Raw genomic sequence first — 22334 nt, 5'->3', positions numbered from 1 at the left:
AACTGATCGGCCATGGGTACTGCGGTCAAGGCGACCTAGCCTGTGTGTCCAGATTGGAGATCGAACTACAGAGCAGCGTAGAGAAGGGTATGACGAAGACGATGTTTCAAGGCACCCTCCCCATTCCATAGTCATTGTTTTCGATGGGCGGCCCGCAAAGCGTGCACCGGATTCGCCGCCCTGGAGAAAGCAATGGACACTCAGCAACTGAAGCTGATGGCTGCGCACATCCGCGGCCTTTTACAACGCTCGAACCATCCCGTTGGCCACAATCAGGCGCTCGACCTCGTAGCTGCGCTCCCCGGCCTTCGAAACTGGCCCGAGGTTATGGCGTTCCCCGAGCGGGTCTCCGCTACGGAGCTAGACACAACCTCGATCGGTCGCCTGGCGTTTCGCCTCAACAAGCGATTCGGCCTGGACGTCACCGCACAGAGCCTCCTCGCCACCCTGTCGCCCGAGGCGCGCGGAACTCGCCGCGCTCCGCACATCTGGCCCGCAGGCCCCATTCCCGGCGTCTACGTCACGACTTCCCAGGCCGCGATCGATGCTCTGTTCGAGGTCTACGAGGACGCCACCGACGGCGCGCTGCTCTACGCTGAACGCGCCGGCAACGGCTGGGCCAGCAGCATCGACCTGGGCGATTACGGGTTGTGGTCGTCCGGCCTTGACCGGGTGCCAAGCGGTACGTTGCTGGTCGTCGGGCCTCTCGAGCTGGATCAGCAATCCTGGAGCGATGCCTCCGAGCGTCTCGAAATAGCTTGCCAGTACGCGCTGAATTCAGGGCACCGGGTCGCAGTACTAATCGACACCCCAACACCTGAGACACTCCATGAGGACGTTCAGCTCATGGTCGCCTCGCGCCCCAACCACACCGATGAAGAAACCGGCCTGATCGGCATTGTCACCGACGACGGGAAGCTGGAAGCATGTACGCCGTTCGCCCGCCCGTGGCCCCGCGTTGAAGCAGCACCCACTGTGGCCGCCACGGACGCATTCCCTACATCAGTCGTCGCGCCGCTGCGCAACGCCCTGGCGAGCCGCACGAACGGGTTGCTGCTGCTCGGCTCGGGCACCCTCAAGGAGCACGCCGCGACTCACTTAGTGGCGGCATCGCTGGCCCTGACCGAGCATTGCGGTCCTGCGGCTCGCGTCATGCCACGGCATCGCTCCACCCCGTCGAAGGACTGGGACGTGCCGGAAGCCATCCGCGCGCTGCCGTTCCTCCCGTCGATCGAGAGCGCTTACGCACAGGGTTACCGTCGCATCATCTACAACCCGAGCTATACGCACGTGGAACGGCTGATCGAGTTCAGCAACGACGCGCTGCTGATCAGCGGGGCGTACGGCAGCGATCTCTCGCAGGTGTTCATCGCATCCACAGGTCTCACTGGGAGCATAGAGGAGCAAAGTGTTTTGAGCCGGATCATCGCCATCGCCGCCACGGTCGATATTCCAACGACCTCCGGTGTAACCTCGGTCGCCGACCTGTATATCGCGAATGGGGAAGACATCAGCACGCTGAAACGGTTCGAAGAAGTCGACGAGTTCTTGACCTCCCATCGTCTGCTGCGCTGGGAAGATGAGCTCGCCCTCCTCCTGGACGCCGGGACAGTCACTGCCAAAACAGTGAAAGAAGCGTTTCCGCGCAACCATGGAATCGCAGCCTTCCTGGCGGAATACAAGGCCAAGCACTCGGGCGAGATGGCGTAAGCGCACGCGAGGCTCGGCGTCCGTATGGAGCCGGGCACGCTTGCACCTGCGCTCCTCGGCCCCAATTGCCGACCTAGCGAAACTTCGGCCTCAAGAAAGTAGTGGGGTATGCCCTAGCACGCAAGGCAACAGCCTGGCGATATTGAGCGCGTCCGCTAGCGCGCGATGGTGCTCGCCCTGCGGGGCCATTCCGGCAATACGTAGAGCGGTCATCGCGCCGACCTGCTTGATTTTGCGAGTCTTGGCAAAGCGAGCCTTGAGGTTCTGATGGACCAATCCTGCAAGAGGATTGGTCACTCCATGGCGGGCAGACTCGCGCTCGATTTGGCGGAGGTCGTAAGCCCCCCAGCTTCCCCAGCATTGGCCAGCGTGCTGCCTGGCAAACTCGGCCACTTCGGCGGCCACCACGTGCCAACTCGGTGCGGCATCAATGCAAGCCTGGTCGATGTGGGTCAGCGCGAGGCAGAACGGCGTGAGCTGTGGGCGCTCGATGGGGCGCACAAAGCGTTGAAATGTGTCGATGACTTCTCCGGCCGGCGTCGCCCAAACGGCGCCGACTTCAATAATCTCATTGTCGAAGTCCGGCACGTTCTCGTCACACGTCGCTTCCAGATCCACGACAAGGATGTTCGGCATGTCCGCTTGCGTTTTTGGGGTTGGCAGCTTCTCTCTTACTCGTGGCCGGGCAAGGCCGGGAGTGTGGGCAAGCTGCGGTCAAGCTGTGGGCAACCGATGGGCAGGCACAGCCTGTCCACGGCTTGTCCATAGCTTGTCCGCACGGGCCGCACAGCGGCTGTCCATACGGGAGGCCGCGTCAGACTGTGTCAACTTGCACCGCCGTCACGTTATCGAATGTGATACTTGTGTATCAATCCTAGAACGCTGCTTCCCCATAAACGTTCACCTTCGACTTTGAGAAACGCGGTGGGCTAGCGGATGTGCCTTCCACTCACACGCACTGCGAGTTCGTCGTGCGGCTCGCCCCCGCTAGGGGTGTCATGTTCGCCCGCACCATATTCCGCAGGTGCAATCCTCTCATCTCTGCCGAAAGCGCACGTACGCGGCACATTGTTTACCCCGATCAATAGTGGCTGCTCAACGACCCCGGTTACGTCGTCGTAGCCGAACTCGCGGCTGTCGAGCACAACACGGGTATCGGGTGAGTATTTGTGCAGGATATCAATCAGCTGCTGGACGGTCATTGCTCGTCCTCCATGGACTCGGTCAGATTGGCAACGAAGATCTCAAATGCTGCAGCAGCTGTTGCGACCGGCGCCAATCGCTCCCGCTGGCGACGGATGACACCCGATAGATCCCTCCTTTGTCGGCACGCCCGCACGAGCCGATGCAGCGATGGCCGCAGAAAATTCATGAGATCACTAGGTACCGCGTCATCCAAATCTGGCTGCGCCTCAATCAGAAGACTGGCGACGAAGAACCGGGATATGCTGCTGGTAGCCATGATTCACCTCTCTCACAGGTGGGTGGTGGTCAGGCGCGAATGAGGTTGCAGCCTCGCACGCGCCGCCTGAATCGCTTTCACGACGTTGTGTTGCTCTTGCCCCATAAACATTAACCATTGCGCGGCGGGGCCCATGCGCGACAGTGCTGAAGCCATGGTGTACGGCACGGCTGCACCACAGCATCTATCCCAGTTTTCGCGCCAAATCTCTGGCGCGCGGATGGTAGTACCTCTTGAGCATTTGCACCGTCTTGTGACCAGTGACCGCAGAGAGTTCCAGAATGTTGTCCAGCTTTTCCGCAATACGGCTCGTCGCCTCGTGCCGGAGGTCGTGGAAATGAAGATCTTGAAGCCCAGCTCGAACCGCAGCGCGGCTAAACGACTTTTTGACGGCGTCTGCACTGATAGGGAAAACCTGCCCCGAGATGTGCCGAGGAAGGCCCGCGAGGATGGCTACCGCCCGTGTAGACAGCGGCACATCGCGAGGATCACCATTTTTCGTGTCGTGAAGTCTCACAAACCGGTCTTGCAGTTCGACGTCCTGCCAACGAAGTGCCAACAACTCGCTACGCCGCATAGCCGTCTCAACGGCCAGGATGACCAAGGGACGCATCCACGGATTGCTTGGACCAGTAAGCCGCCCTTTCTCGTCACGAGGAGGCACATCAAGAGCTGCAAGCAAGCGCTCCTCCTCACCGAGGGCAAGCCGGCGAGTGCGGCCGCGGTTCTCCGGCGGGCGACGAATCATGGAAATCGGATTGTCGACGTGCACGCCCCACTCCTTGCGTGCTACGTTGATGACGTGAGAAATGAGGTTCAGGTCCCTGTTAGTCGTCGAGCCCGACACCTCTTTGAGGCGCTTATCCCGCCACTGCGCCATGAGCTTCCCAGACAAGGCAGCAACCTTTGTCTTGGAGATCGGATCCCGAAGAAGGGAAGCAACCCGATACCGTTCCGAATCCCGGCCTTTCTTTTGACTGGACACCTCGACCGCGTAGCGCTGTAGGAGATCACCAAGGGTGTTCTTCTCGGCCTCGGTACGGTCGATATAGACGCCCCGCTCCATCTCCGACTCGATGACGGTAGCCCAAGCGCGAGCGTCTGATTTTGTAGGGAAACTGCGGGAGAGCGTTGGCCACCCTCTGCGGCGGACCCGTGCTTCCCAATAGCTTCCTCGCTGTCGAATCGTTGCCACTTCTCATCTCCAAAGCTCTGCGCGGAGGCGCGTGGAGCAAATCTGGAGCAGCTGTTCCGATTCAGCGAGGGTGCAAAATTCCGTGTTAGTGATTCCTAACCCTGAAATGAAGAAAGCCAGCACGAGGCTGGCTTTCCGAACTTGGTGGGTGGTACAGGGATTGAACCTGTGACCCCTGCCGTGTGAAGGCAGTGCTCTACCGCTGAGCTAACCACCCGAATGCGGTGAAAACGAGATTATGGCGAAAAGGTGCAGCCGTGTAAATACCCTGACCGCACATTTTTTTGATCAGGCAGCCGGCTGCGCAGATTCCACGGGTTCACGCGTCCAGACGGTCTTGCCGCCGCTGGCCTTGTCGATCTCCTTGAGCACGCCGGCGTGCGCTTCGGCCTCCGCTTCGGTCGCCAGCAGCACCGGCAGTTGCAACGCGCTCAGGTCGACGGCAACGGCTTCGGCCGACGCGCCCTCGCCCGACTCCAGCATGTCGATCACCAGCGTGTTCTGGCCGCGCGTCATGGCGAGGTAGACCTCGGCCAGCAGTTCCGCATCCAGCAGTGCGCCGTGCAGCGTACGGTGCGCGTTGCTCACGCCCAGACGGTCGCACAGCGCATCCAGCGAGTTGCGCTTGCCAGGGAACATCTGGCGCGCCTCGCGCAGCGTGTCGATGTGGCCCGAGAGGTGCTCACGGAAGGCTGGCAGGCCCAGGCGCTGGAATTCCATGTCCAGGAAGCCCAAGTCGAACGCGGCGTTGTGGATGATCGCTTCGGCGCCCTGCACGTAGTCGCGGATCTCGTTGACGATCTCGGCGAACTTCGGCTTGTCAGCCACGAACTCGTTGGTGATGCCGTGCACGGCCATCGCGCCCGCGTCGATCTCACGCTCCGGGTTGATGTAGAAGTGCAGGTTCCGGCCGGTCAGGCGGCGGTTGACCATCTCCACGCAACCGATTTCGATCACGCGGTCGCCGGTGGCGGCATTCAGGCCGGTGGTTTCGGTATCGAGAATGATCTGTCGCATCGCGCTCCCCTACTCTGACTGGATTACTTGAAGACGACGGTCTTGTGGCCGTTGAGCAGGATGCGGTGTTCCGCATGCCACTTCACGGCGCGGGCCAGCGCCACGCACTCCACGTCGCGGCCGACGGCGGTGAGCTGCTCCGGGTCCATGCTGTGGTCCACGCGCTCGATTTCCTGTTCGATGATCGGGCCTTCGTCCAGGTCGGCCGTCACGTAATGGGCCGTTGCGCCGATCAGCTTCACACCGCGCTCGTGCGCCTGGTAATACGGCTTGGCGCCCTTAAAGCTCGGCAGGAACGAGTGGTGGATGTTGATGGCGCGGCCTTCGAGCTTGCGGCACAGATTGTCGGAAAGAATCTGCATATAGCGCGCGAGCACCACCAGGTCGATCTGCTGCTCCTGCGCGATTTCCCAGATGCGGGCTTCCTGCTGGGCCTTCTGCGCGTCCGTCGCCTGCAGCAAGGGCAGGTGCATGAACGGCACGTCGTACGACGCAGCCAGTTGGTAGAAATCGCGGTGGTTCGAGACGATGGCCGCAATCTCGATCGGAAGTTGGCCGGCGCGGGCACGGAACAGCAGGTCGTTCAGGCAGTGGCCGATCTTCGAGACGAGAATCATCACGCGCGGCTTGGCTGCGGCGTCGAACATGCCCCACTGCATGGAGAAACGTTCGCCGATGGGCGCAAAGCAGTCGCGCAGCGTAGCGAGATCAAGCGGTTGCCCCTGCGGCACAAAATGCACGCGCATGAAGAAACGGCCGGTGAATTCGTCGCCGAACTGGTCCGAATCGAGAATGTTGCAGCCTTGCTCAAACAGCAGGCCCGACACCGCGTGGACGATGCCAGGCTGGTCCGGGCACGACAGGGTAAGAATGAAACCGGAGTGACTCATGAAGCGTTTTATATAGTGTTGCCGGGCGCAAACCCCTGTGGCGCAAGGGCCGAACTCAGGCGCGCAAGGGCGTCGAGTGTAACGAGCGTGGCGTCGACCGTCATCGCGAAGTCCGCCATGATATCAAGCGAAGTGTCGGGACTGGCGCGCAGGTGACCGGCGACCTCCCCGTCCTGATTGACGGGGATGAAGCTGTCCGGCAGCGTCAGGTCGAAGGCGAACAGCGTTTCGCACTGGATGCCTTCGGGCACTTCCCGCAGCACATCCAGCGTGCCGCATGGCACCAGTTGGGCTGCCAGGTCGGCGCCGATGCCCGCCTCTTCCCAGCATTCCTTCTCCAGCGCGCCGCGTGCGTCGAAGCCATGGCCGATGCCGCCGGCGACGAGGTTGTCCCACATGCCGGGGTCGATCGGCTTGGTTTCGGCGCGGCGGGCCAGCCAGAGCGCCGGCGCGCCGCGATCTGCGCCGTCGATCAGGCCGTTCATGTGGACAGCATAGGTGCGGATGCCGAAGAAGCGCGCAGCGGCACGTTCGATCAGCGCCAGCGTGGGCGTGCCCCAGCCGGTGTTGACGGCGAAACGCTCGTCGCGCCAGCCGCGCACGTGGCCGTCTTCAGCCAGGCGCGCAATGACTTCGGCCAGCGCCCCGGTGCGCTCGGCGTCGCTGGCAAGCGTATTCCGCAGATCGACCCGCAGCGTCGACACGTCGAACCAGTGCGGCCAGCGCGCAAGCAGCGACGCGCGCTCACGGCTCAGCCAGCCGACGCGTTGTCCGGCAACAATCCATGGAACGAGCGCCTCAGCATCGAACGCTAGCCGGGCGGCCAGGCCATCCCGTATGCGCTGCATGCGCGGGTCGGTCATGTTGGCGCCCCACCATGCCGGGCGTGCATTGTGCTTTCCGTGCAGCACGGGTCGCGCGATAATGCATCGTCAATACAAGCCGTCATCAGACTGGAGAAACAAGGATGGATGAAATCGACGAGTTGTCGGATCTGCCGACCCCACGCTTTATCTGGGGCTTCGCCATTGCCGTCACACCGTCCGGCGAAGTGTCGCACGATGAATTCGAATATCTGACGCACACCCGCGTGCCGCGCTTCACCTGCCGCGTGGTCGAACTCGAAGACGCGCCTGCCGAGCCCGAAGACGAAGGCGACATCGACGGCCGCATTGTCCACTTCGACAACCCGAAGCGGATGTTTTACATCACGGATCTGGGCTTGGCCCTGATGAACTTCACGCTGTTCGACAAGGTGGATAACAAGACCAAGCTGAAAAACGCCTGCGATCAGGCCATCGCCGACTGGCTCACCCGCCGCGAGTTTCTCGACTCCGAACCAGACGACGACGAGGACGATTGAGCCTAATCGCTTGATCGCCTAATCATTCAGCCCTGACCGGCGGCACCGCCATCCTCGACAAAGCGCAGGTCGGTCAGGCGCACATCGGCGTAGGAACGCCCGGCATCGAGCAAGGCCGAAATCTGCGCCTTCACCCGCTCCTTCTGCGCGCGCATCGCGCGCGGCGGCACGGTCGAATCCTGACCGGTGTGGTGCAGATACAGCATCTTGTAGGTGAGTTGGCTCACCATCCACTGCCGCAGCACGCGGCGCCGGCCGGCATGGTCGGCTTCCAGCCCATCGATCCGTCCCAACAACGCGGAAAACGCGCGCGCCAGGCTTGCCGGCTCCGCGGCCTCGCCGGCGATGCAACGCTCGGCCAAGGCGCGCGCTTCCGCCGGTGACATGGTGTCGTCCGTTTCGACGAAGCGCTCGGTGGCAGGGTCTGGCCGTGGCATCGGTGGCCGGTTTGCCAGCCGCGCCGAGACCGCAGACAGCGCTTCCTGCGCACGGCGCATGGACGCTTCCAGCGATTCCGCATTGCCCGGCACGATGCCAATGGTGGTCGGCATATCGCTGGATTCTTCGTCGCGTTTTTTGACGTCCATCGCTCCCTCCGGTGATCGTCCGTGACCAGCATACTTGGCGGACGAGAACAGAATTGTAGAACGCGACGCACATTTCGCGACAAATCGACACAGACGTTCCTTATCGCAAAGACAGCGCAAACGATAACGTGGCATCACAAACCACGGTGCACTGTTGGCGGCTGTCCACGCGGCGCGGCTCCGCCACGGGTAAAATGCCGGATTGCGCTGACAACGCATGCACTCAATTGCTGACCGCCCTGTGCGGCAAGGAAATCGCCTTGATCAAGTGGATTATCGTGGCCCTGTATCTGGGCTCCATTCTGTACGTGCACTTTCGCGGCAAGGTGCGCCTGAAATTCTGGCGCCAGATGTTCGACCACTCGGCCGTGGTCGCGCCGGTCAACTGCTTCATGTACGCCTTTTCGGGCGTGCCGCAGACGCCGTATGTGCCGGTCGAGCGCTTTCCGGATCTGGAAAAACTGCAAGCCGCGTGGCCGCAGATTCGCGACGAAGGCCTGGCGCTCATCAACCTGCGCAAGATCAAGGCCGCCGAGAAGAACGACGATGCCGGCTTCAACTCGTTCTTCAAAAATGGCTGGAAGCGTTTCTATCTGAAGTGGTATGAAGCGCATCACCCCTCTGCCGAACAGCTCTGCCCGCAGACCGTCGCGCTGCTGCGCGATCTGCCCAGCGTGAAGGCGGCGATGTTTGCCGAACTGCCGCCGGGCGGCAAGCTGAACCCGCACCGTGATCCGTTTGCCGGCTCGCTGCGCTATCACCTGGGCCTGTCCACGCCCAACGACGACCGATGCTTCATCGAAGTCGACGGCCAGCGCCACAGCTGGCGTGACGGCCAGGGCGTGGTCTTTGACGAGACCTATCTGCACTGGGCCGAAAACGCCTCCGACAAGGACCGCCTGATCCTCTTCTGCGATATCGAACGCCCGATGAAGTTCGGCTGGGCGCAGCGCATCAATAAATGGCTGGGCCGCAAGGTCATGACCGCCGCCAGCTCGCCCAACGATGAGGGCGACCAGACCGGCGGCATCAACAAGCTGTTCCGCTATGTGTGGGTGATGGGCCAGTACCGCCGTCGCTTCAAGGCGTGGAACCGCAAGGTCTACTACGTGGTGAAGTTCGGCCTGATCATTGGCGTGGCAGCGTTGATCATCTGGATCTGACCTCCAACCCTCCCCTCTCCTGCTCTACACAAAGAACCGGCCTGAAGCGCCGGTTTTTTGTTGCGCATGAAAAAGCTACTCGCATTGCAGTCGGCTTGCGTTTTTACAAAGCAGTGAAGCAAAAGCGCCACATGGGGCACAAATCTCGCCTAATGTCAGGAATTGAGCGCTCCGGCGCTTATGCGATATGGCGGGCACGCCGCTTGCTTTTCCTTGGCTGACACCCATGCTCATTGCACGGGACCGAGTCAGAGCGGGGACGCGTGTGCCTGTGTCCCTCGTCAACAACAAAGACAGTGAGATCGATCGCCATGAAAAAGAACCTCATTAGCCGCCAGACCATCGTCACCCGCGCCGCCGCGCTTGCTGCTGTCGCACTGCTCGGTACCCAGATCGCGGCCTGTACCACGACCAGCCCCAATGCACAGGGCTCCGACGTGATGTCGTCCACCAACAAGCACGCCACCACCAACTCGCAGGCAGATTCGGTGCTCTCGCGCCTGTACACCACGGCCAACGGCTCGCGTGAACTGGTGGGACGCGCCAAGGGCGTGCTGGTGTTCCCGTCGGTGCTAAACGCCGGCTTTGTGGTGGGAGGCCAATACGGTGAAGGCGTGCTGCGTACCGGCGGTGGCCGTCCGCTGGGCTACTACAACATCGCCTCGGCGTCAGTAGGCTTCCAGGCTGGCGCGCAGTCGCGTGCGCTCATCATCCTGTTCATGACGGACGAAGCGCTGCAGAAATTCCAGAACAGCCAAGGCTGGACAGCCGGCGTGGATGCCACCGTGGCCCTGGCAAAGATCGGCGTGAACGGCGCGGTCGATACCAACACCGCGCAGCAACCGATCATCGGCTTCAACCTGACCAACGCAGGTCTGATGGCCGGCGCGTCGATCGAAGGCACGAAGATCACGAAGCAGAACAACTGATCTGCACTTCGCGCAACGCGCCAATGCCGCCGTCTCGTACGGCGGTTTTTTTTTCATGGAACCCGCGCGCAGCGTTGCGGCAATGCTGCAGCCCTAGGGAAATCCGGAGGCGGCGCCGCGGGGCTTCTCCGCTAGCATCGTCCCGCCGATGTTGCGATGGGTTTCGCCGTCTCGGCACACAAAAAACAATCACCCAGAAAAAAGGGGGGAGACATGACAGGTTGCAATGCCGCCTTGCAGCGCGCCATCGCGTGCGCATGGCTGTCGGGGCTGTTGCTGGCGTCGGGTCCGGCGATGGCCGAGCCAGGCATCACCGATGGCAAGATCGTCATCGGACAGACCGCGGGCTTCACCGGGCCCGCCGGCGAGCAAGTCCAGGAGATGACGCAAGGAGCCAGGCTCTACCTCGATGCGGTGAACCGCGCTGGCGGCGTGAATGGACGCAAGATCGAACTGATCTCGGAAGACGACGGCTTTGATGCGGCCGCCTCCAAAAAACACGCACATGCGCTGCTGGTCGACAAACAGGTCTTCGCCCTCTTCCTGCCGCGCGGCACGCCAAACACCGAAGCGATCATGACCGAGGCTCGTCCGCTTGGCGCCCCGGTGGTGGCGCCGTCCACCGGTGCTTCAACCTTCTTCGATCAGCCCGACCCGCTGCTGTTCGTGGTGCGCGCGAAATACCAGGCCGAGATTGCCGAGCTGGTGCATTACTTCGACACGCTCGGCTTGCGCCGCCTGGCGCTCGTCAACGTGAATGACACCTTCGGCAAGGACACCGAGATCGGCTTCAGCAACGCCACGAAAAAGCTGCCGCCCGACGCGCACAGCATCTTCACTGTCGACCGCCTGAAACCGGATATCGCCAAGGCCACGGCAGACGTGGGCAAGTTCGCCCCGCAAGCGGTCATCCTGGCCTGCCCAGCCACGACCGCGCGCGCAATGATCGAGGCGCTCAACAAGCAAGGCACGGTGACGCAGATTGCCGCGCTGTCCAACAACGCCGGCCTGGCGTTTGCGAAATCGCTCGGGGCGCTGGGGCGCGGTGTCGTGATCTCGCAGGTGATGCCGTCGCCGGTGCGTTCGACTTCGTTGCTGGGACGGGAGCTGGCGTCCAGCGCGAAGTCTGCGGGGGTGACGCCGTCGTACGCCATGATGGAAGGCTACGCAGCCGCGCGCGTGCTGGTCGAAGGGCTCAAGCGCGCGGGCAAGTCACCCACGCGGGCCAGCTTTGTCTCGGGGCTGGAATCAGCCGGCACGATCGACCTTGGCGGGCTGGAAGTCCGCTACGGCCCGAACGTGCGCAAGGGATCGGACTATGTCGAGCTGACGGTGATCGGGCCAAACGGCACCTTCGTCAAATAGATCCGCACGGCGGTGTACCCTGCCTCGGCAAGGGTTGCACCGCAGGACATAGCGGTTGCCAGCGCAAAACGCATGAGTACATAAGAAAATACTATTTTGAATTCGCATAGTGCCTCTACCAGAATGCACAAACCACATGCATGACTGGGATCAAACAGGCGGATGGAACTCCGACAACTCGAAGCCTTTGCCGCGGTCATGTCGACCGGCAGTGTCACTGCGGCGGGCAAGCTGCTGGGACGCTCGCAGCCCGCCATCAGCCGGCTCATCCAGGATCTCGAAGCCGAAATCGGCTACGCCCTGTTCACACGCGCGGGGCCGCGCGTCTCGCCAACGGAGCAGGGTTTCCTGCTGTACGAAGACGTCGAGCACACGCTGATCAGCTTACGTCAGATCCGAACCCGTGCCGAAGAAATCGCGCGCGGCGAGGCACGCCCGCTGCGCCTGGCAGCGACGTCCGCATTGGCGGCCGGCTTGCTGCCCGCTGCGTTGGCCGATGAGCCGGAACTCGCGCAACACATCCAGATTCGCAGCGCCTCGCCGGAACAGGTTGTGCACGCCGTGCTGACCGGCGCTGCCGACCTTGGCCTCAGCAGCCTGCCGCTGGAGCATCGCGGCGTAACCGTGCATTGGATCGGCGAAGCCGCGTGCGTGGCTGCTGTGCAGACACACGACCCGCTGGCGGCCGGCAAGCGCGTGGTATTGGGCGATTGCGCGGGACAGCCCATCATCACGATGCACAACCCATATCGATTGCGCCGCCGTCTGGACCAGGCGCTGGCGAGGGCCGGCGTGGAGCCAACCTCGCTCATCGAAACGAACGCCTCGCTCAATGCGCTGACCGCTGTGCGTGCGGGCCTGGGCGTCGCGTTGCTGGAGCCGGTGACGGCCTACGGCGTGCCGATCGACGGCGTGACCGTGCGCCCGATCGACGCCGACATTCCCTTCTTCTTTGGCGTGATCACCCCCGAGGCCAAGCGGCCGTCGGCGGCGGTGACCTCATTGACCGACGCCCTCGCGCGCGCGGCACAGCGCCTGCTGCCGGACTGCAAGCTGCACGCTCCGGCACGCCATGCCAGCATGCTGCAGGTGCTGTATGGCGAATCCATCAACGAAACCGAAGGCGCGTCCGCATGACCGCTGCACAGCAAGACAACGCGCTGCAAGTGACCGGGCTCGCAGCGCTCGAAGCCCGTTTGCACCAGGACCTGTCGTGGTTGGAGCTGCCCGCGAAGCACTGGACGCTGCCGCACACGTTGGAGGGCCGATCCGTGCTGGATGTGGCCGTCATCGGTGGCGGCATGGCAGGCCTGGCGGCCGCGGCATCGCTCAAGCATCTCGGTATCGGCGTGATGGTGTTCGACCGCTCGCCCGCCGGCTTCGAAGGCCCATGGGCGACGACGGCGCGCATGGAAACGTTGCGCTCGCCAAAGCAGTTGACCGGCCCTGCGCTCGGGCTGCCGGCGTTGACGTTTCGCGCATGGTTTGAAGCGCAGTTCGGCACCGATGCGTGGGAGGTGCTCGACAAGATCCCACGCTTGCAATGGATGGACTACCTGCGCTGGTACCGCCGCGTGCTGCAGCTCGACGTTCGCAACGAACACCACGTAAAGGCCATCCACCCGCGCGTGGATGGCGCCGTTGAATTGCTGATCGACGCGCCTGACCAACCGACGCAGCGCGTGTTTGCGCGCCGCGTGGTGCTGGCCACCGGCCGTGACGGGCTTGGCGGCGCATCCGTGCCGGACTTTGCGCGCCGGCTGCCGCGCCGCTGGTGGGCGCATTCGTCTGACGAGATGGATTACGGCACGCTGGCCGGCAAGCGCGTGGGCGTGATCGGCGCCGGAGCATCCGCCATGGATTCGGCAGCAACGGCACTGGAAGCCGGTGCCGCCAGCGTCGACATGCTGATCCGCCGCCCCGACCTGCCACGCGTGAACAAGGGCAAGGGTGCGGGCAGCCCAGGGCTCGTGCATGGCCACCTATATCTGCCCGACGCCTGGAAATGGCGCATCCGTCATTACATCAATGTCGAGCAGGTTCCCCCGCCGCGCGGCAGCACGCTGCGTGTGTCGCGGCATCCGAATGCGCGCTTCAATTTCGGCTGCGGCATTCTGGGCGTGGACGAGCACGACGGCGTGCTGCACGTGGCCACGACCAAGGGCGTATTCCAACTGGACTTCCTGATCTTCTCGACGGGCTTTCGCACCGATTGGGCCGCACGCCCCGAATTCAGCGCTCTGGCACCGCATATCCGCCAATGGCGCGACCGCTACACGCCGCGCCCCGGCGAAGAAGACGCGGAACTCGCCGATTCACCCGATCTCGGGCACGCGTTCGAATTTCGCGAGAAAACGCCCGGCACGCTGCCTGGCCTGTCGCGCGTGCATTGCTTCTGCTATCCCGCGTCCGTCACGCACGGCAGCGTCTCGGGCGACATCCCGGCCATCAGCGAAGGTGCGAAGCGGCTGGCGCAGGGCATCGCCGGGTTGCTGTACCAGGAAGACATCGACGCGCACTACGCCGCCATCCAGGCCTACGCCGAGCCGGAAATCTTTGGCGATGAATGGACCCCAGCCCCACCGCCCGGCGTGGAAGCGAATGCCACTTCCAGCCAGGAGGCTGCCCGATGACAGGTTGGCTAATCCGCCGCATCGGCCAGGCGCTGCTGGTCGTGCTGGTGATGACGGTAATCGTCTTCATCGGCCTGCACGCCATCGGCAACCCGGTCGACATCCTGATCGGCCAGGACATCGACCAGATCGACCGCGCGCGCATCATTGCCGAACTGGGCCTCGACAAACCGCTGTGGGAGCAGTACCTCGCCTTCCTGAACGGCGCGCTGCATGGCAATCTCGGCAAGAGCTTCGTCTACAACGAACCGGCCATCCAGCTGATCCTGCAACGCCTGCCGGCCACGCTGGAGCTGGCGTTTTCGGCGCTGATCATCGCGGTGGTGATCGGCGTGCCGCTTGGGCTGTTCGCGGGGCTGTATCCGCGCCATCCGGTATCGCGCCTGCTCATGACGGGCAGCGTGGTGGGATTCTCATTGCCGACGTTCTGGGTGGGCCTGATGCTGATCATGGCGTTCAGCGTGAGCCTCGGCTGGCTGCCCGCCAGCGGGCGCGGAGAAACCGCACGCCTGTTCGGCGTCGAATGGTCGTGGCTGACGGTCGATGGGCTGCGGCACCTCGTGCTGCCGGCGGTCAACCTGTCGCTGTTCAAGCTCTCGCTGGTGCTGCGGCTGACTTCTGCCGGCGTGCGCGAGGTGCTGCCGCTGGATTTCGTGAAGTTCGCGCGTGCCAAGGGCCTGTCACCGCTGCGCGTGGTGCTGGCGCACGTGCTGCGCAACACGCTGATCCCGCTGGTGACGGTGCTGGGCCTGGAGCTGGGCTCGACCATCGCCTTCGCGGTGGTGACGGAAAGCATCTTTGCGTGGCCCGGCGCGGGCAAGCTCATTCTCGATAGCATCAACTCGCTGGACCGGCCGGTCATCGTGTCGTACCTCATCGTTGTGGTGTGCCTGTTCGTGTCGCTCAACCTGATCGTCGACATCCTGTATCGGCTGCTGGACCCGCGCGTGCGTGCGGCGGACAGCGCGGAGGCTGCATGATGAATACAACTCCGCAACCCACCACCGCAGCCGCGGTTGCCGCCCCGCGCAAGCAATCGCCGTGGCGGCGCGTGGTGTCCGATTTTCTGGCATCCAAGACCGCCGTCTTTGGGCTCGCCGTGGTCGTGATCCTGATGCTGGCCGCGCTGGCTGCGCCCTGGATCACGCCGCAGAATCCGTATGACCTGATGCAGCTCGACGTGCTGGATTCGCGCCTGCCACCGGGTTCGCCGAATGGCTTGGGGACGTTCACGTACTGGCTCGGCACCGATGGCCAGGGGCGTGACCTGTACTCAGGCATCCTCTATGGCCTGCGCATCAGCCTGGGCGTGGGGATCGGTTCGGCAGCCGTGGCGGCGGTGATCGGCACGCTGCTCGGCCTCATTGCGGCGTATGCCGGTGGCCGCGTCGACAGCATCATCATGCGCACGGTCGACCTGCTGCTGTCGTTCCCGTCGGTGCTGGTGGCCATGATGATCCTCGCCTATCTGGGCAAGAGCATCACCAATGTCGTGCTGACGCTGGTGGTGCTGGAGTGGGCGTATTACGCGCGGACGGTGCGCGGGCAAGCGCTGGTCGAGCGTCGCCGCGAATACGTGGAAGCCGCCCGCTCGCTCGCCCTGCCCGGCTGGCGCATTGCGCTCAAGCACATCCTGCCGAACTGCCTGCCGCCGCTGATCGTCGTGGGCACGCTGCAGGTGGCGCGCGCGATCACGCTGGAAGCCACGCTGTCGTTCCTGGGCCTGGGCGTGCCGATTACCGAGCCGTCTCTGGGCCTGCTGATTTCCAACGGATACCAATACATGCTCTCAGGCCAGTACTGGATCAGTTTCTATCCGGGCATCGCGCTGTTGCTGGCGCTGGTGGCCATCAACCTGGTGGGCGACCGCCTGCGCGAAGTGCTGAACCCGAGGGCGCAACGATGACGGCGTCCACCAACGCGACCACACTCGAAGTCCGCAACCTGCGCACGCATTTCTTCACACGTGAAGGCGTGCTGCCGGCGGTGGACGATGTGTCGTTCTCGCTCGCGCGCGGGCGCATCCTCGGGCTGGTCGGCGAGTCCGGCTCAGGCAAGTCCGTCACCGGTTTCTCCATCATGGGTCTGGTGGACCCGCCCGGCCGCGTGGTCGGCGGCGAGATCCTCTACCAGGGCCGCGACCTCACCAAGCTCGCCCCGCGCGAACTGCGCAAGCTGCAGGGCAATCGCATCGCCATGGTCTTCCAGGACCCGATGATGACGCTCAACCCCGTGCTGCGCATCGATGCCCAGATGATCGAGGCCGTGCGCGCGCACAGCAGCATGAGCCACAAGCAGGCGTGGGACCATGCACGCGACACGCTCGGCCTGATGGGCATTCCGAGTCCCGAAGAGCGGCTGCGGGCGTATCCGCATCAGCTTTCCGGCGGGATGCGCCAACGCGTGGCGATTGCCATTGCGATGCTGCATCGGCCCGACCTGATCATTGCCGACGAACCGACCACGGCGCTGGACGTGACCATCCAGGCGCAGATCCTGTCCGAAGTGCAGAAGCTCGCGCGCATGCACGGCACGGCGCTGATCTGGATCACGCATGACCTGTCTGTCGTGGCCGGCCTGGCTGACGAGGTGGCCGTGATGTATGCCGGGCGCATCGTCGAACACGGTCCGGTTGATGCCGTGCTCGATGCCCCGCTGCACCCCTACACCATGGGCCTGATCGACAGCCTGCCCAGCGAGAACCGGCGCGGTCAGCGCCTGCGCCAGATTCCCGGGATGACACCGAACCTGCTGTCGCTGCCCGCGGGCTGTGCGTTTGCGGCGCGCTGCCCGCGTGCCACCGAGGTCTGCGGCGTACGCCCGGACATCACGCAGCCCATACCCGACCGCCTCGTGCGCTGCTTCCATCCGGGCGCGCAGCACGCTTCCTCGCGGGAGGTCGCATGAGCACGCCGCTCGTCGAACTCAAGCAGGTCAGCAAACGCTTTGGCGATCGCAAAGTCGGCGCCGCTGATCGCGTTCTGCAGCGCTTCGGCCTGGCGCATCCGCCTGCAATCGTTCGTGCTGTCGATGGTGTCGACCTCGCGATCCAGCCCGGTGAAGTCGTCGGCCTCGTCGGTGAATCGGGCTGCGGCAAATCCACGCTCGGCCGCATTGCTGCGGGCCTGATGCCGCCCTCGGCCGGCGAGGTTCGCGTGGACGGCAAGGCTATCGACATGCTCACGGCAGACGAAGCCCGCGCGGCCCGCCTGAAGATCCAGATGATCTTCCAGGACCCATACGCCAGCCTCAACCCCCGCCTGCGCGTGGAAGAAATCGTTGGCGAAGCGGCGCGCGTGCATGGCCTGACCGACCGCGCCGACTTTGCCGATTATGTGGCCGCGCAGATGCAACGCGCCGGCCTGGACCCCGCCCTGCGCGACCGCTACCCGCATCAGTTCAGCGGCGGCCAGCGCCAGCGCATCGGCATTGCGCGTGCGCTGGCCGTGCAGCCCTCGATGCTGGTTTGCGACGAAGCGGTGGCAGCGTTGGACGTGTCGATCCAGGCGCAGATCCTGAACCTGTTCATGGACCTGCGCGAGCAGCTCAACCTGACCTACCTGTTCATCAGCCACGACCTGGGCGTGGTGGAGCACCTGTCCGACCGGGTGGTGATCATGTACCTCGGCCGCGTGGTGGAATCCGCCCCTGCGGAGGAAGTCTTCCGCCGCCCGAACCATCCTTACACGCAGACCTTGCTGGCGGAGATTCCGCGCCTGTCGGCCCGTCACAAGACGTTCACCGCCATTCAGGGCGAGATGCCGAGTCCGCTGCATCCGCCCACGGGCTGCCATTTCCACCCACGCTGCCCGCACGCCATGCCCCGCTGCAAGACCGAGACGCCGACGCTGCGCGGCATTGCGGTCAACCACATCAGCGCGTGCCACCTGAACGACGCGACCTGAACGACATTCAATAAGCCAACGATTCCAAAAACAGGAAAAAGGGAACCCACGTGAAACGCCTCCTAGCCTCGTCGCTTGCCGTCGCGCTGTTTGCCGCTGCCGGCGCTGCCGGCGCGCAGACGCTGAACATTGCCTTTGCCGATCCGCTGTCGTCGCTCGACCCGCAGTTGAACAATCACGCAGGCGACCGCTCCGTCGACGTGCACTTCTGGGATCTGCTGGTCGAGAACAAGTGGAACCAGCTGCAGCCCGGCCTGGCGCTGTCGTGGAGGACGCTGGACCCGAAGACGTGGGAATTCAAGCTGCGCCCGAACGTGAAATGGCACGACGGCCAGCCGTTCACGGCGGATGACGTCATCTTCTCGTACCAGCGCGCGCGCAGCGTGCCGGGCAGCGTGGCAACGTTCGCGGGCTATCTGCGCACGGTGGAGTCCGTCACGGCCAAAGACCCGCTGACGCTGATCATCAAGACGAACATCCCGAACCCGGACTTGCCGCTGAACCTCGCGTCCGTGCACATCGTCAGCAAGCATGTGGGTGAGAAGTCGTCGACTGAGGACTACAACGCGGGCCGCGCCGTGGTGGGCACCGGCCCCTACAAGTTCGTCTCGTATGTGCCGGGCGATCGCGTGGTGATGGCGCGCAACGACAACTACTGGGGCGGCAAACAGCTCTGGGAGAAGGTCAACTACCGCTACATCAACAATGCTGCCGCGCGCACGGCCAACCTGCTCTCAGGCGAGGTGGATGTCATCGACAAGGTGTCGGTGTCTGACCTGGCGCGCCTGCGCCAGTCGCCCAACGTGAAGGTGTTTTCCTATCCGGGCTTGCGTGTGATGCTGTTGCAACCGAGCTTCCGCAAGGGGCCGAACGATTACGTCACCGGCAACGACGGCAAGCCGCTGCCGAACAATCCGCTGCTGGATGTGCGCGTGCGCCGTGCGCTGTCGCTGGCCATCGACCGCAAGGCCATTGTCGACCGCATCCTGCAAGGCGCCGCCACTGTCGCCAACCAGTGGATGCCGTCGAACACGTACGGCTACAACCCCGACGTGAAGGATATCGCCTACGACCCGGCGCAGGCCAAGAAGCTGCTGGCCGATGCGGGCTTTCCGCAGGGCTTCAACCTCGTGATGCACGTGCCGAATGATCGCTACCCGCAAGGCCCCGAAACGGCGCAGGCGGTGGCGCAGTTCTGGACGCGCATCGGCGTGAAGGCGCGCGTGGAAGTGGTGCCCTGGTCGGTCTACTCGGGCCGCGCCAACAAGAATGAATATGCGATGAGCATGCTGGCGTGGGGCAACGGCACGGGCGAAGCAAGCTACGCGCTTGTCAACGTGCTGGCCACCGTCGATACCAAGAAGGGTCTGGGCGCATCCAACTGGGGCCACTACAGCAACGCGGCTGTCGACAACGCGTTGAACGCCTCCACCGAGGAATTCAACGTGGAAAAGCGCGCGGCCATCCTGCGCCACTCGGTCAAGCTGGTCTCGGATGACGTGGGCGTGATGCCGCTGTACCACTACCAGAACGTGTGGGCCGCCAAGAAGGGCCTGAAGGTGACGCCGATGACGAGCGATCGCACCGCGGCCCAGATGGTCACCAAGGACGGCAAGTAAGCGCCATGGGAACCTTCGCGCTCAGCGTGACGCCGGCGGATGACCTGATCGACGTATCGCGCGGCATCGTCGTGACGGGGCTCGCGCCTGGCACACAAGTCGGCATCGTCGCGCAAACGCGTCGCGGCAATGATGTGCTGTGGCACAGCCGCGCCGCGTTCGTCGCCGATGCGCAAGGCACCGTGGACCTGACGCGCGACGCGCCCGTCTCCGGCGACTACGCCGGCGTCAGCGCGATGGGCATCGTCTGGAGCCAGCGCCCGGAAGACGGCAAGGCACGCGAGGTGTTTCCACAGCCAGTCGCAGAGCCGTTGACGACCACGCTGACGGCCACGGCCAACGGCGAGTCGGTCCACGCGAGCTTCGTGCAACGGCTGGCCGCGCCGGGGGTGACGCGCCACGATGTGCGCGACGATGGTCTGGTCGGTACGCTATACCTGCCCGATCCGTATGCGCACCCGGGCCCGCGCCCGGCCGTGCTCATCCTCAACGGCTCGGGCGGTGGCATCAACGAGCCGCGCGCGGCGCTGTATGCCTCGCACGGTTATGCCGCCTTTGCGCTGGCGTACTTCAAGGCGCCGGGGCTGCCGGACTACATCTCGAATACGCCGCTGGAATATTTCGAGCGCGCGCTTGCCTGGCTGCGCAAACGCGTGGAGCCGCTGCACGACTTCGTTGCCGTGAGCGGCCAGTCGCGCGGGGGTGAACTGGCATTGCTGCTGGGCGCGACATTCCCTGAGGCGGTATCTGCGGTCATCGGTTACGTGCCGGGCGCCGTCGTGCACAGCGGGCAGAACGCCGCCGACCCCGCTGTCGGCCGCGAAGGCCCCACGTGGCTGTATCGAGGTCAGCCGCTGCCGCATCTGTGGGAAGGCAACCGCACGGCGACCTGGGCACCGTTCGACGAAGGCCCCGCGCCGCATCGCCACGAGCGCGCCATCCGCACCGCGCTGCAGGATGCCGATGCCGTGGCACGTGCGCGCATCCGCATTGAGCGCGCGCGTGGACCGGTGCTGCTGCTCTCCGCCACCGATGACGGCTCGTGGCCCTCGAGCGACTACTCGCGCATGGTGACCGCCAAACTAGCCGAGGTACGCCACCCCTACCCCGTCCAACATTTCGATTACGAAGGCGCGGGTCACGCCATCGTCTTCCCATACGTGCCGACCACGCAGCTCGTCTATGCGCACCCGGTGTCGGGCCGCATCAGCACCGGGGGCGGCGAGCCGCGCGCCAACGCCCGCGCCGACGCCCAGTCATGGGCAGCAGTGCTTCGCTTCCTCGCCAGCGCGGTGGCCGCGCGCGGCGCGTCCGTACCCGATTCCCGGAGTCTTTCATCGATGGATTTCACGCCCGCACACGATGTGGTCGACCAGATTGCCGGCCTGGACGACGGCAACCCCACGCATGCGCTACGCCATGCCCGCGAAAAGGTGGCAACGGCCACACAGGGCAGCTACAACGCATTGTTCGACGCAGACCCGCCCGGCCTTACGTTGGGCGAACGCCTGCTCGTGGCGCTGTACGCCTGCCGCCTGACACCGGCGGCTGAACTGGCCGAACACTACCGCGCACGCCTCGCGAATACGCCGGTCGACGCAGATGCGTTGCAAGCCGTCGACCACGGCGATATCGACACGCTGACCGACGCACGCCTGCGCGCCATCCTCACCTTCACGCGCACGCTCGTCGAGCGCCCCATCGAGGGCGACCGCGATGCGCTGTTGCGCCTGCCCGCCGCGGGCCTCGCCACGGCCGACGTCGTGACGCTCGCGCAGCTCATCGCTTTCCTGTCGTATCAGACGCGGCTCGTCGCCGGCTTGCGCGCCCTCCGCGAAGCCGCCGGCAGCGGCAGCGCCACCGCTTCCACGGAGACCGCAGCATGACCGAGATCATCCGCGCACACGGCTTCACCAACGAATCGCTTGAATGGCAAGCGTGGCTGGATGTGGTCGACCTCGACCGCGCCACGCCCGAGCAGATCGCCGTGCTGGAAGAAAGCCATCCGAAGGCGAAAACGTCGGACTACTACCGGTTTCTCGTTCACCAGCCCGAGATCCTGCGTCAGCGGTCGGCGGCATTCAACGCGATCATGTATGCGCCCGGCGGACTGTCGCGTGCCGAGCGCGAACTCGCCAGCGCGGTGGTTTCGCGCGTCAACGGCTGCGTGTATTGCGCATCCGTCCACGCACAGCGCTTCGAGCAGTTGGCCAAGCGCAACGATGTGATCAAGCAAGTCTTTGAAGACCCGCACATCGCAGGCACGAACGCGCGTGAACGTGCCATCGTGCTGTTCTCGATCGACCTGACATTGCACCCAGGGCACTTGCGCGGCGAAGACCTGCAGCCCCTCAAGGCCGCTGGCCTGACCGACGCGGAGATTCTCGACCTGATACACGCCGTGGCCATCTTTGCGTGGGCGAATCGACTGATGCTGAATCTGGGCGAACCCGTGTTTCCGGACGCGGCCTGAGCCAGGCGGCATCGCTCCAAAGA

At 64.1% G+C, this 22334-nt stretch carries 23 protein-coding genes and 1 tRNA gene; 14 read left to right on the top strand and 10 right to left on the bottom strand.

What is annotated here, in order from left to right; genetic code table 11:
* Nucleotides 1-192: 192 nt before the first annotated feature.
* Nucleotides 193-1710, top strand: coding sequence for a hypothetical protein (locus tag CFE42_RS20715; protein ID WP_004634296.1), 1518 nt, complete (start codon nt 193-195; stop codon nt 1708-1710).
* Between the two features lie 90 nt (nt 1711-1800).
* Here the strand turns inward: CFE42_RS20715 and CFE42_RS20710 are convergent, their stop codons facing one another.
* The 9 genes from CFE42_RS20710 to CFE42_RS20670 all read right to left on the bottom strand — a co-directional run bounded on the left by CFE42_RS20710 (nt 1801) and on the right by CFE42_RS20670 (nt 7137).
* Nucleotides 1801-2346, bottom strand: a complete 546-nt coding sequence (locus CFE42_RS20710) for a 3'-5' exonuclease (protein ID WP_004634297.1) — start codon at nt 2344-2346, stop codon at nt 1801-1803.
* A 293-nt stretch (nt 2347-2639) separates the two neighbouring features.
* Nucleotides 2640-2912, bottom strand: coding sequence for a hypothetical protein (locus CFE42_RS20705; protein ID WP_004634298.1), 273 nt, complete (start codon nt 2910-2912; stop codon nt 2640-2642).
* Entirely contained in the window at nt 2909-3172 is a 264-nt protein-coding gene (locus CFE42_RS20700; RefSeq protein WP_004634299.1) for a hypothetical protein, read from the bottom strand. Before CFE42_RS20700 ends, CFE42_RS20705 begins: the two co-directional genes overlap by 4 nt.
* A 12-nt stretch (nt 3173-3184) precedes the next feature.
* Nucleotides 3185-3328 carry a hypothetical protein gene (locus CFE42_RS20695; RefSeq protein WP_193747943.1) on the bottom strand — a complete coding sequence of 48 codons (144 nt, stop codon included), beginning with the start codon at nt 3326-3328 and terminating at the stop codon, nt 3185-3187.
* A gap of 28 nt (nt 3329-3356) precedes the next feature.
* The gene (locus CFE42_RS20690) at nt 3357-4238 is read right to left on the bottom strand and encodes a site-specific integrase (RefSeq protein WP_004634300.1); all 882 of its coding nucleotides are present in this window, start codon (nt 4236-4238) and stop codon (nt 3357-3359) included.
* Between the two features lie 271 nt (nt 4239-4509).
* Nucleotides 4510-4584, bottom strand: a tRNA-Val gene (locus CFE42_RS20685).
* A 71-nt stretch (nt 4585-4655) separates the two neighbouring features.
* Nucleotides 4656-5384, bottom strand: coding sequence for a DNA polymerase III subunit epsilon (dnaQ, locus tag CFE42_RS20680; protein WP_004634302.1), 729 nt, complete (start codon nt 5382-5384; stop codon nt 4656-4658).
* Nucleotides 5385-5407: 23 nt separating this feature from the next.
* Nucleotides 5408-6274 (bottom strand): formyltetrahydrofolate deformylase, encoded by an 867-nt coding sequence (gene purU / locus CFE42_RS20675; protein WP_004634303.1) that lies wholly within the window; start codon nt 6272-6274, stop codon nt 5408-5410.
* An 8-nt stretch (nt 6275-6282) separates the two neighbouring features.
* Nucleotides 6283-7137, bottom strand: coding sequence for a DUF4743 domain-containing protein (locus tag CFE42_RS20670; RefSeq protein ID WP_004634305.1), 855 nt, complete (start codon nt 7135-7137; stop codon nt 6283-6285).
* Between the two features lie 104 nt (nt 7138-7241).
* On the opposite strand from CFE42_RS20670, the gene CFE42_RS20665 reads away from it, so the two are divergent.
* Nucleotides 7242-7637 (top strand): hypothetical protein, encoded by a 396-nt coding sequence (locus CFE42_RS20665; RefSeq protein WP_004634308.1) that lies wholly within the window; start codon nt 7242-7244, stop codon nt 7635-7637.
* 26 nt (nt 7638-7663) lie between these two features.
* Here CFE42_RS20665 and CFE42_RS20660 read toward each other — a convergent pair whose 3' ends face one another.
* Nucleotides 7664-8224 (bottom strand): hypothetical protein, encoded by a 561-nt coding sequence (locus CFE42_RS20660; protein WP_004634309.1) that lies wholly within the window; start codon nt 8222-8224, stop codon nt 7664-7666.
* A gap of 260 nt (nt 8225-8484) precedes the next feature.
* Here CFE42_RS20660 and lpxO point away from each other — a divergent pair, with 260 nt between their 5' ends.
* The 12 genes from lpxO to CFE42_RS20600 all read left to right on the top strand — a co-directional run bounded on the left by lpxO (nt 8485) and on the right by CFE42_RS20600 (nt 22311).
* Entirely contained in the window at nt 8485-9387 is a 903-nt protein-coding gene (gene lpxO / locus CFE42_RS20655; protein WP_012435984.1) for a lipid A hydroxylase LpxO, read from the top strand.
* A gap of 311 nt (nt 9388-9698) precedes the next feature.
* Complete coding sequence (locus tag CFE42_RS20650; RefSeq protein ID WP_004634313.1) at nt 9699-10316, top strand: YSC84-related protein; 618 nt, start codon at nt 9699-9701, stop codon at nt 10314-10316.
* 213 nt (nt 10317-10529) lie between these two features.
* A complete protein-coding gene (locus CFE42_RS20645) occupies nt 10530-11681 on the top strand; it encodes an ABC transporter substrate-binding protein (RefSeq protein ID WP_004634315.1) in 1152 nt (383 codons plus the stop codon).
* 162 nt (nt 11682-11843) lie between these two features.
* Nucleotides 11844-12818, top strand: a complete 975-nt coding sequence (locus tag CFE42_RS20640) for a LysR family transcriptional regulator (RefSeq protein WP_004634317.1) — start codon at nt 11844-11846, stop codon at nt 12816-12818.
* Nucleotides 12815-14314: an NAD(P)/FAD-dependent oxidoreductase gene (locus tag CFE42_RS20635; RefSeq protein WP_004634319.1), complete on the top strand. Its 1500-nt coding sequence runs from the start codon at nt 12815-12817 to the stop codon at nt 14312-14314. The genes CFE42_RS20640 and CFE42_RS20635 overlap by 4 nt, the downstream gene beginning before the upstream one ends.
* On the top strand, nt 14311-15294 hold the full coding sequence (locus CFE42_RS20630) for an ABC transporter permease (protein ID WP_004634321.1): 984 nt from the start codon (nt 14311-14313) through the stop codon (nt 15292-15294). The genes CFE42_RS20635 and CFE42_RS20630 overlap by 4 nt, the downstream gene beginning before the upstream one ends.
* On the top strand, nt 15291-16220 hold the full coding sequence (locus CFE42_RS20625; protein WP_004634322.1) for an ABC transporter permease: 930 nt from the start codon (nt 15291-15293) through the stop codon (nt 16218-16220). The genes CFE42_RS20630 and CFE42_RS20625 overlap by 4 nt, the downstream gene beginning before the upstream one ends.
* The gene (locus tag CFE42_RS20620; RefSeq protein WP_004634324.1) at nt 16217-17221 is read left to right on the top strand and encodes an ABC transporter ATP-binding protein; all 1005 of its coding nucleotides are present in this window, start codon (nt 16217-16219) and stop codon (nt 17219-17221) included. The genes CFE42_RS20625 and CFE42_RS20620 overlap by 4 nt, the downstream gene beginning before the upstream one ends.
* Nucleotides 17218-18219: an oligopeptide/dipeptide ABC transporter ATP-binding protein gene (locus CFE42_RS20615; RefSeq protein WP_004634326.1), complete on the top strand. Its 1002-nt coding sequence runs from the start codon at nt 17218-17220 to the stop codon at nt 18217-18219. The genes CFE42_RS20620 and CFE42_RS20615 overlap by 4 nt, the downstream gene beginning before the upstream one ends.
* 50 nt (nt 18220-18269) lie before the next feature.
* Complete coding sequence (locus CFE42_RS20610) at nt 18270-19838, top strand: ABC transporter substrate-binding protein (protein WP_004634329.1); 1569 nt, start codon at nt 18270-18272, stop codon at nt 19836-19838.
* A gap of 5 nt (nt 19839-19843) precedes the next feature.
* Nucleotides 19844-21724, top strand: coding sequence for a CMD domain protein (locus CFE42_RS20605; RefSeq protein ID WP_004634332.1), 1881 nt, complete (start codon nt 19844-19846; stop codon nt 21722-21724).
* Nucleotides 21721-22311, top strand: a complete 591-nt coding sequence (locus tag CFE42_RS20600; RefSeq protein WP_004634335.1) for a peroxidase-related enzyme — start codon at nt 21721-21723, stop codon at nt 22309-22311. The genes CFE42_RS20605 and CFE42_RS20600 overlap by 4 nt, the downstream gene beginning before the upstream one ends.
* Nucleotides 22312-22334: the final 23 nt, after the last annotated feature.

This window comes from Ralstonia sp. PBBBR1, from assembly GCF_002256165.1.
Taxonomy (GTDB): domain Bacteria; phylum Pseudomonadota; class Gammaproteobacteria; order Burkholderiales; family Burkholderiaceae; genus Ralstonia; species Ralstonia thomasii.
The sequence above is the reverse complement of the archived record's forward strand: the minus strand, read 5'-3'. Positions and strand labels throughout refer to the sequence as shown.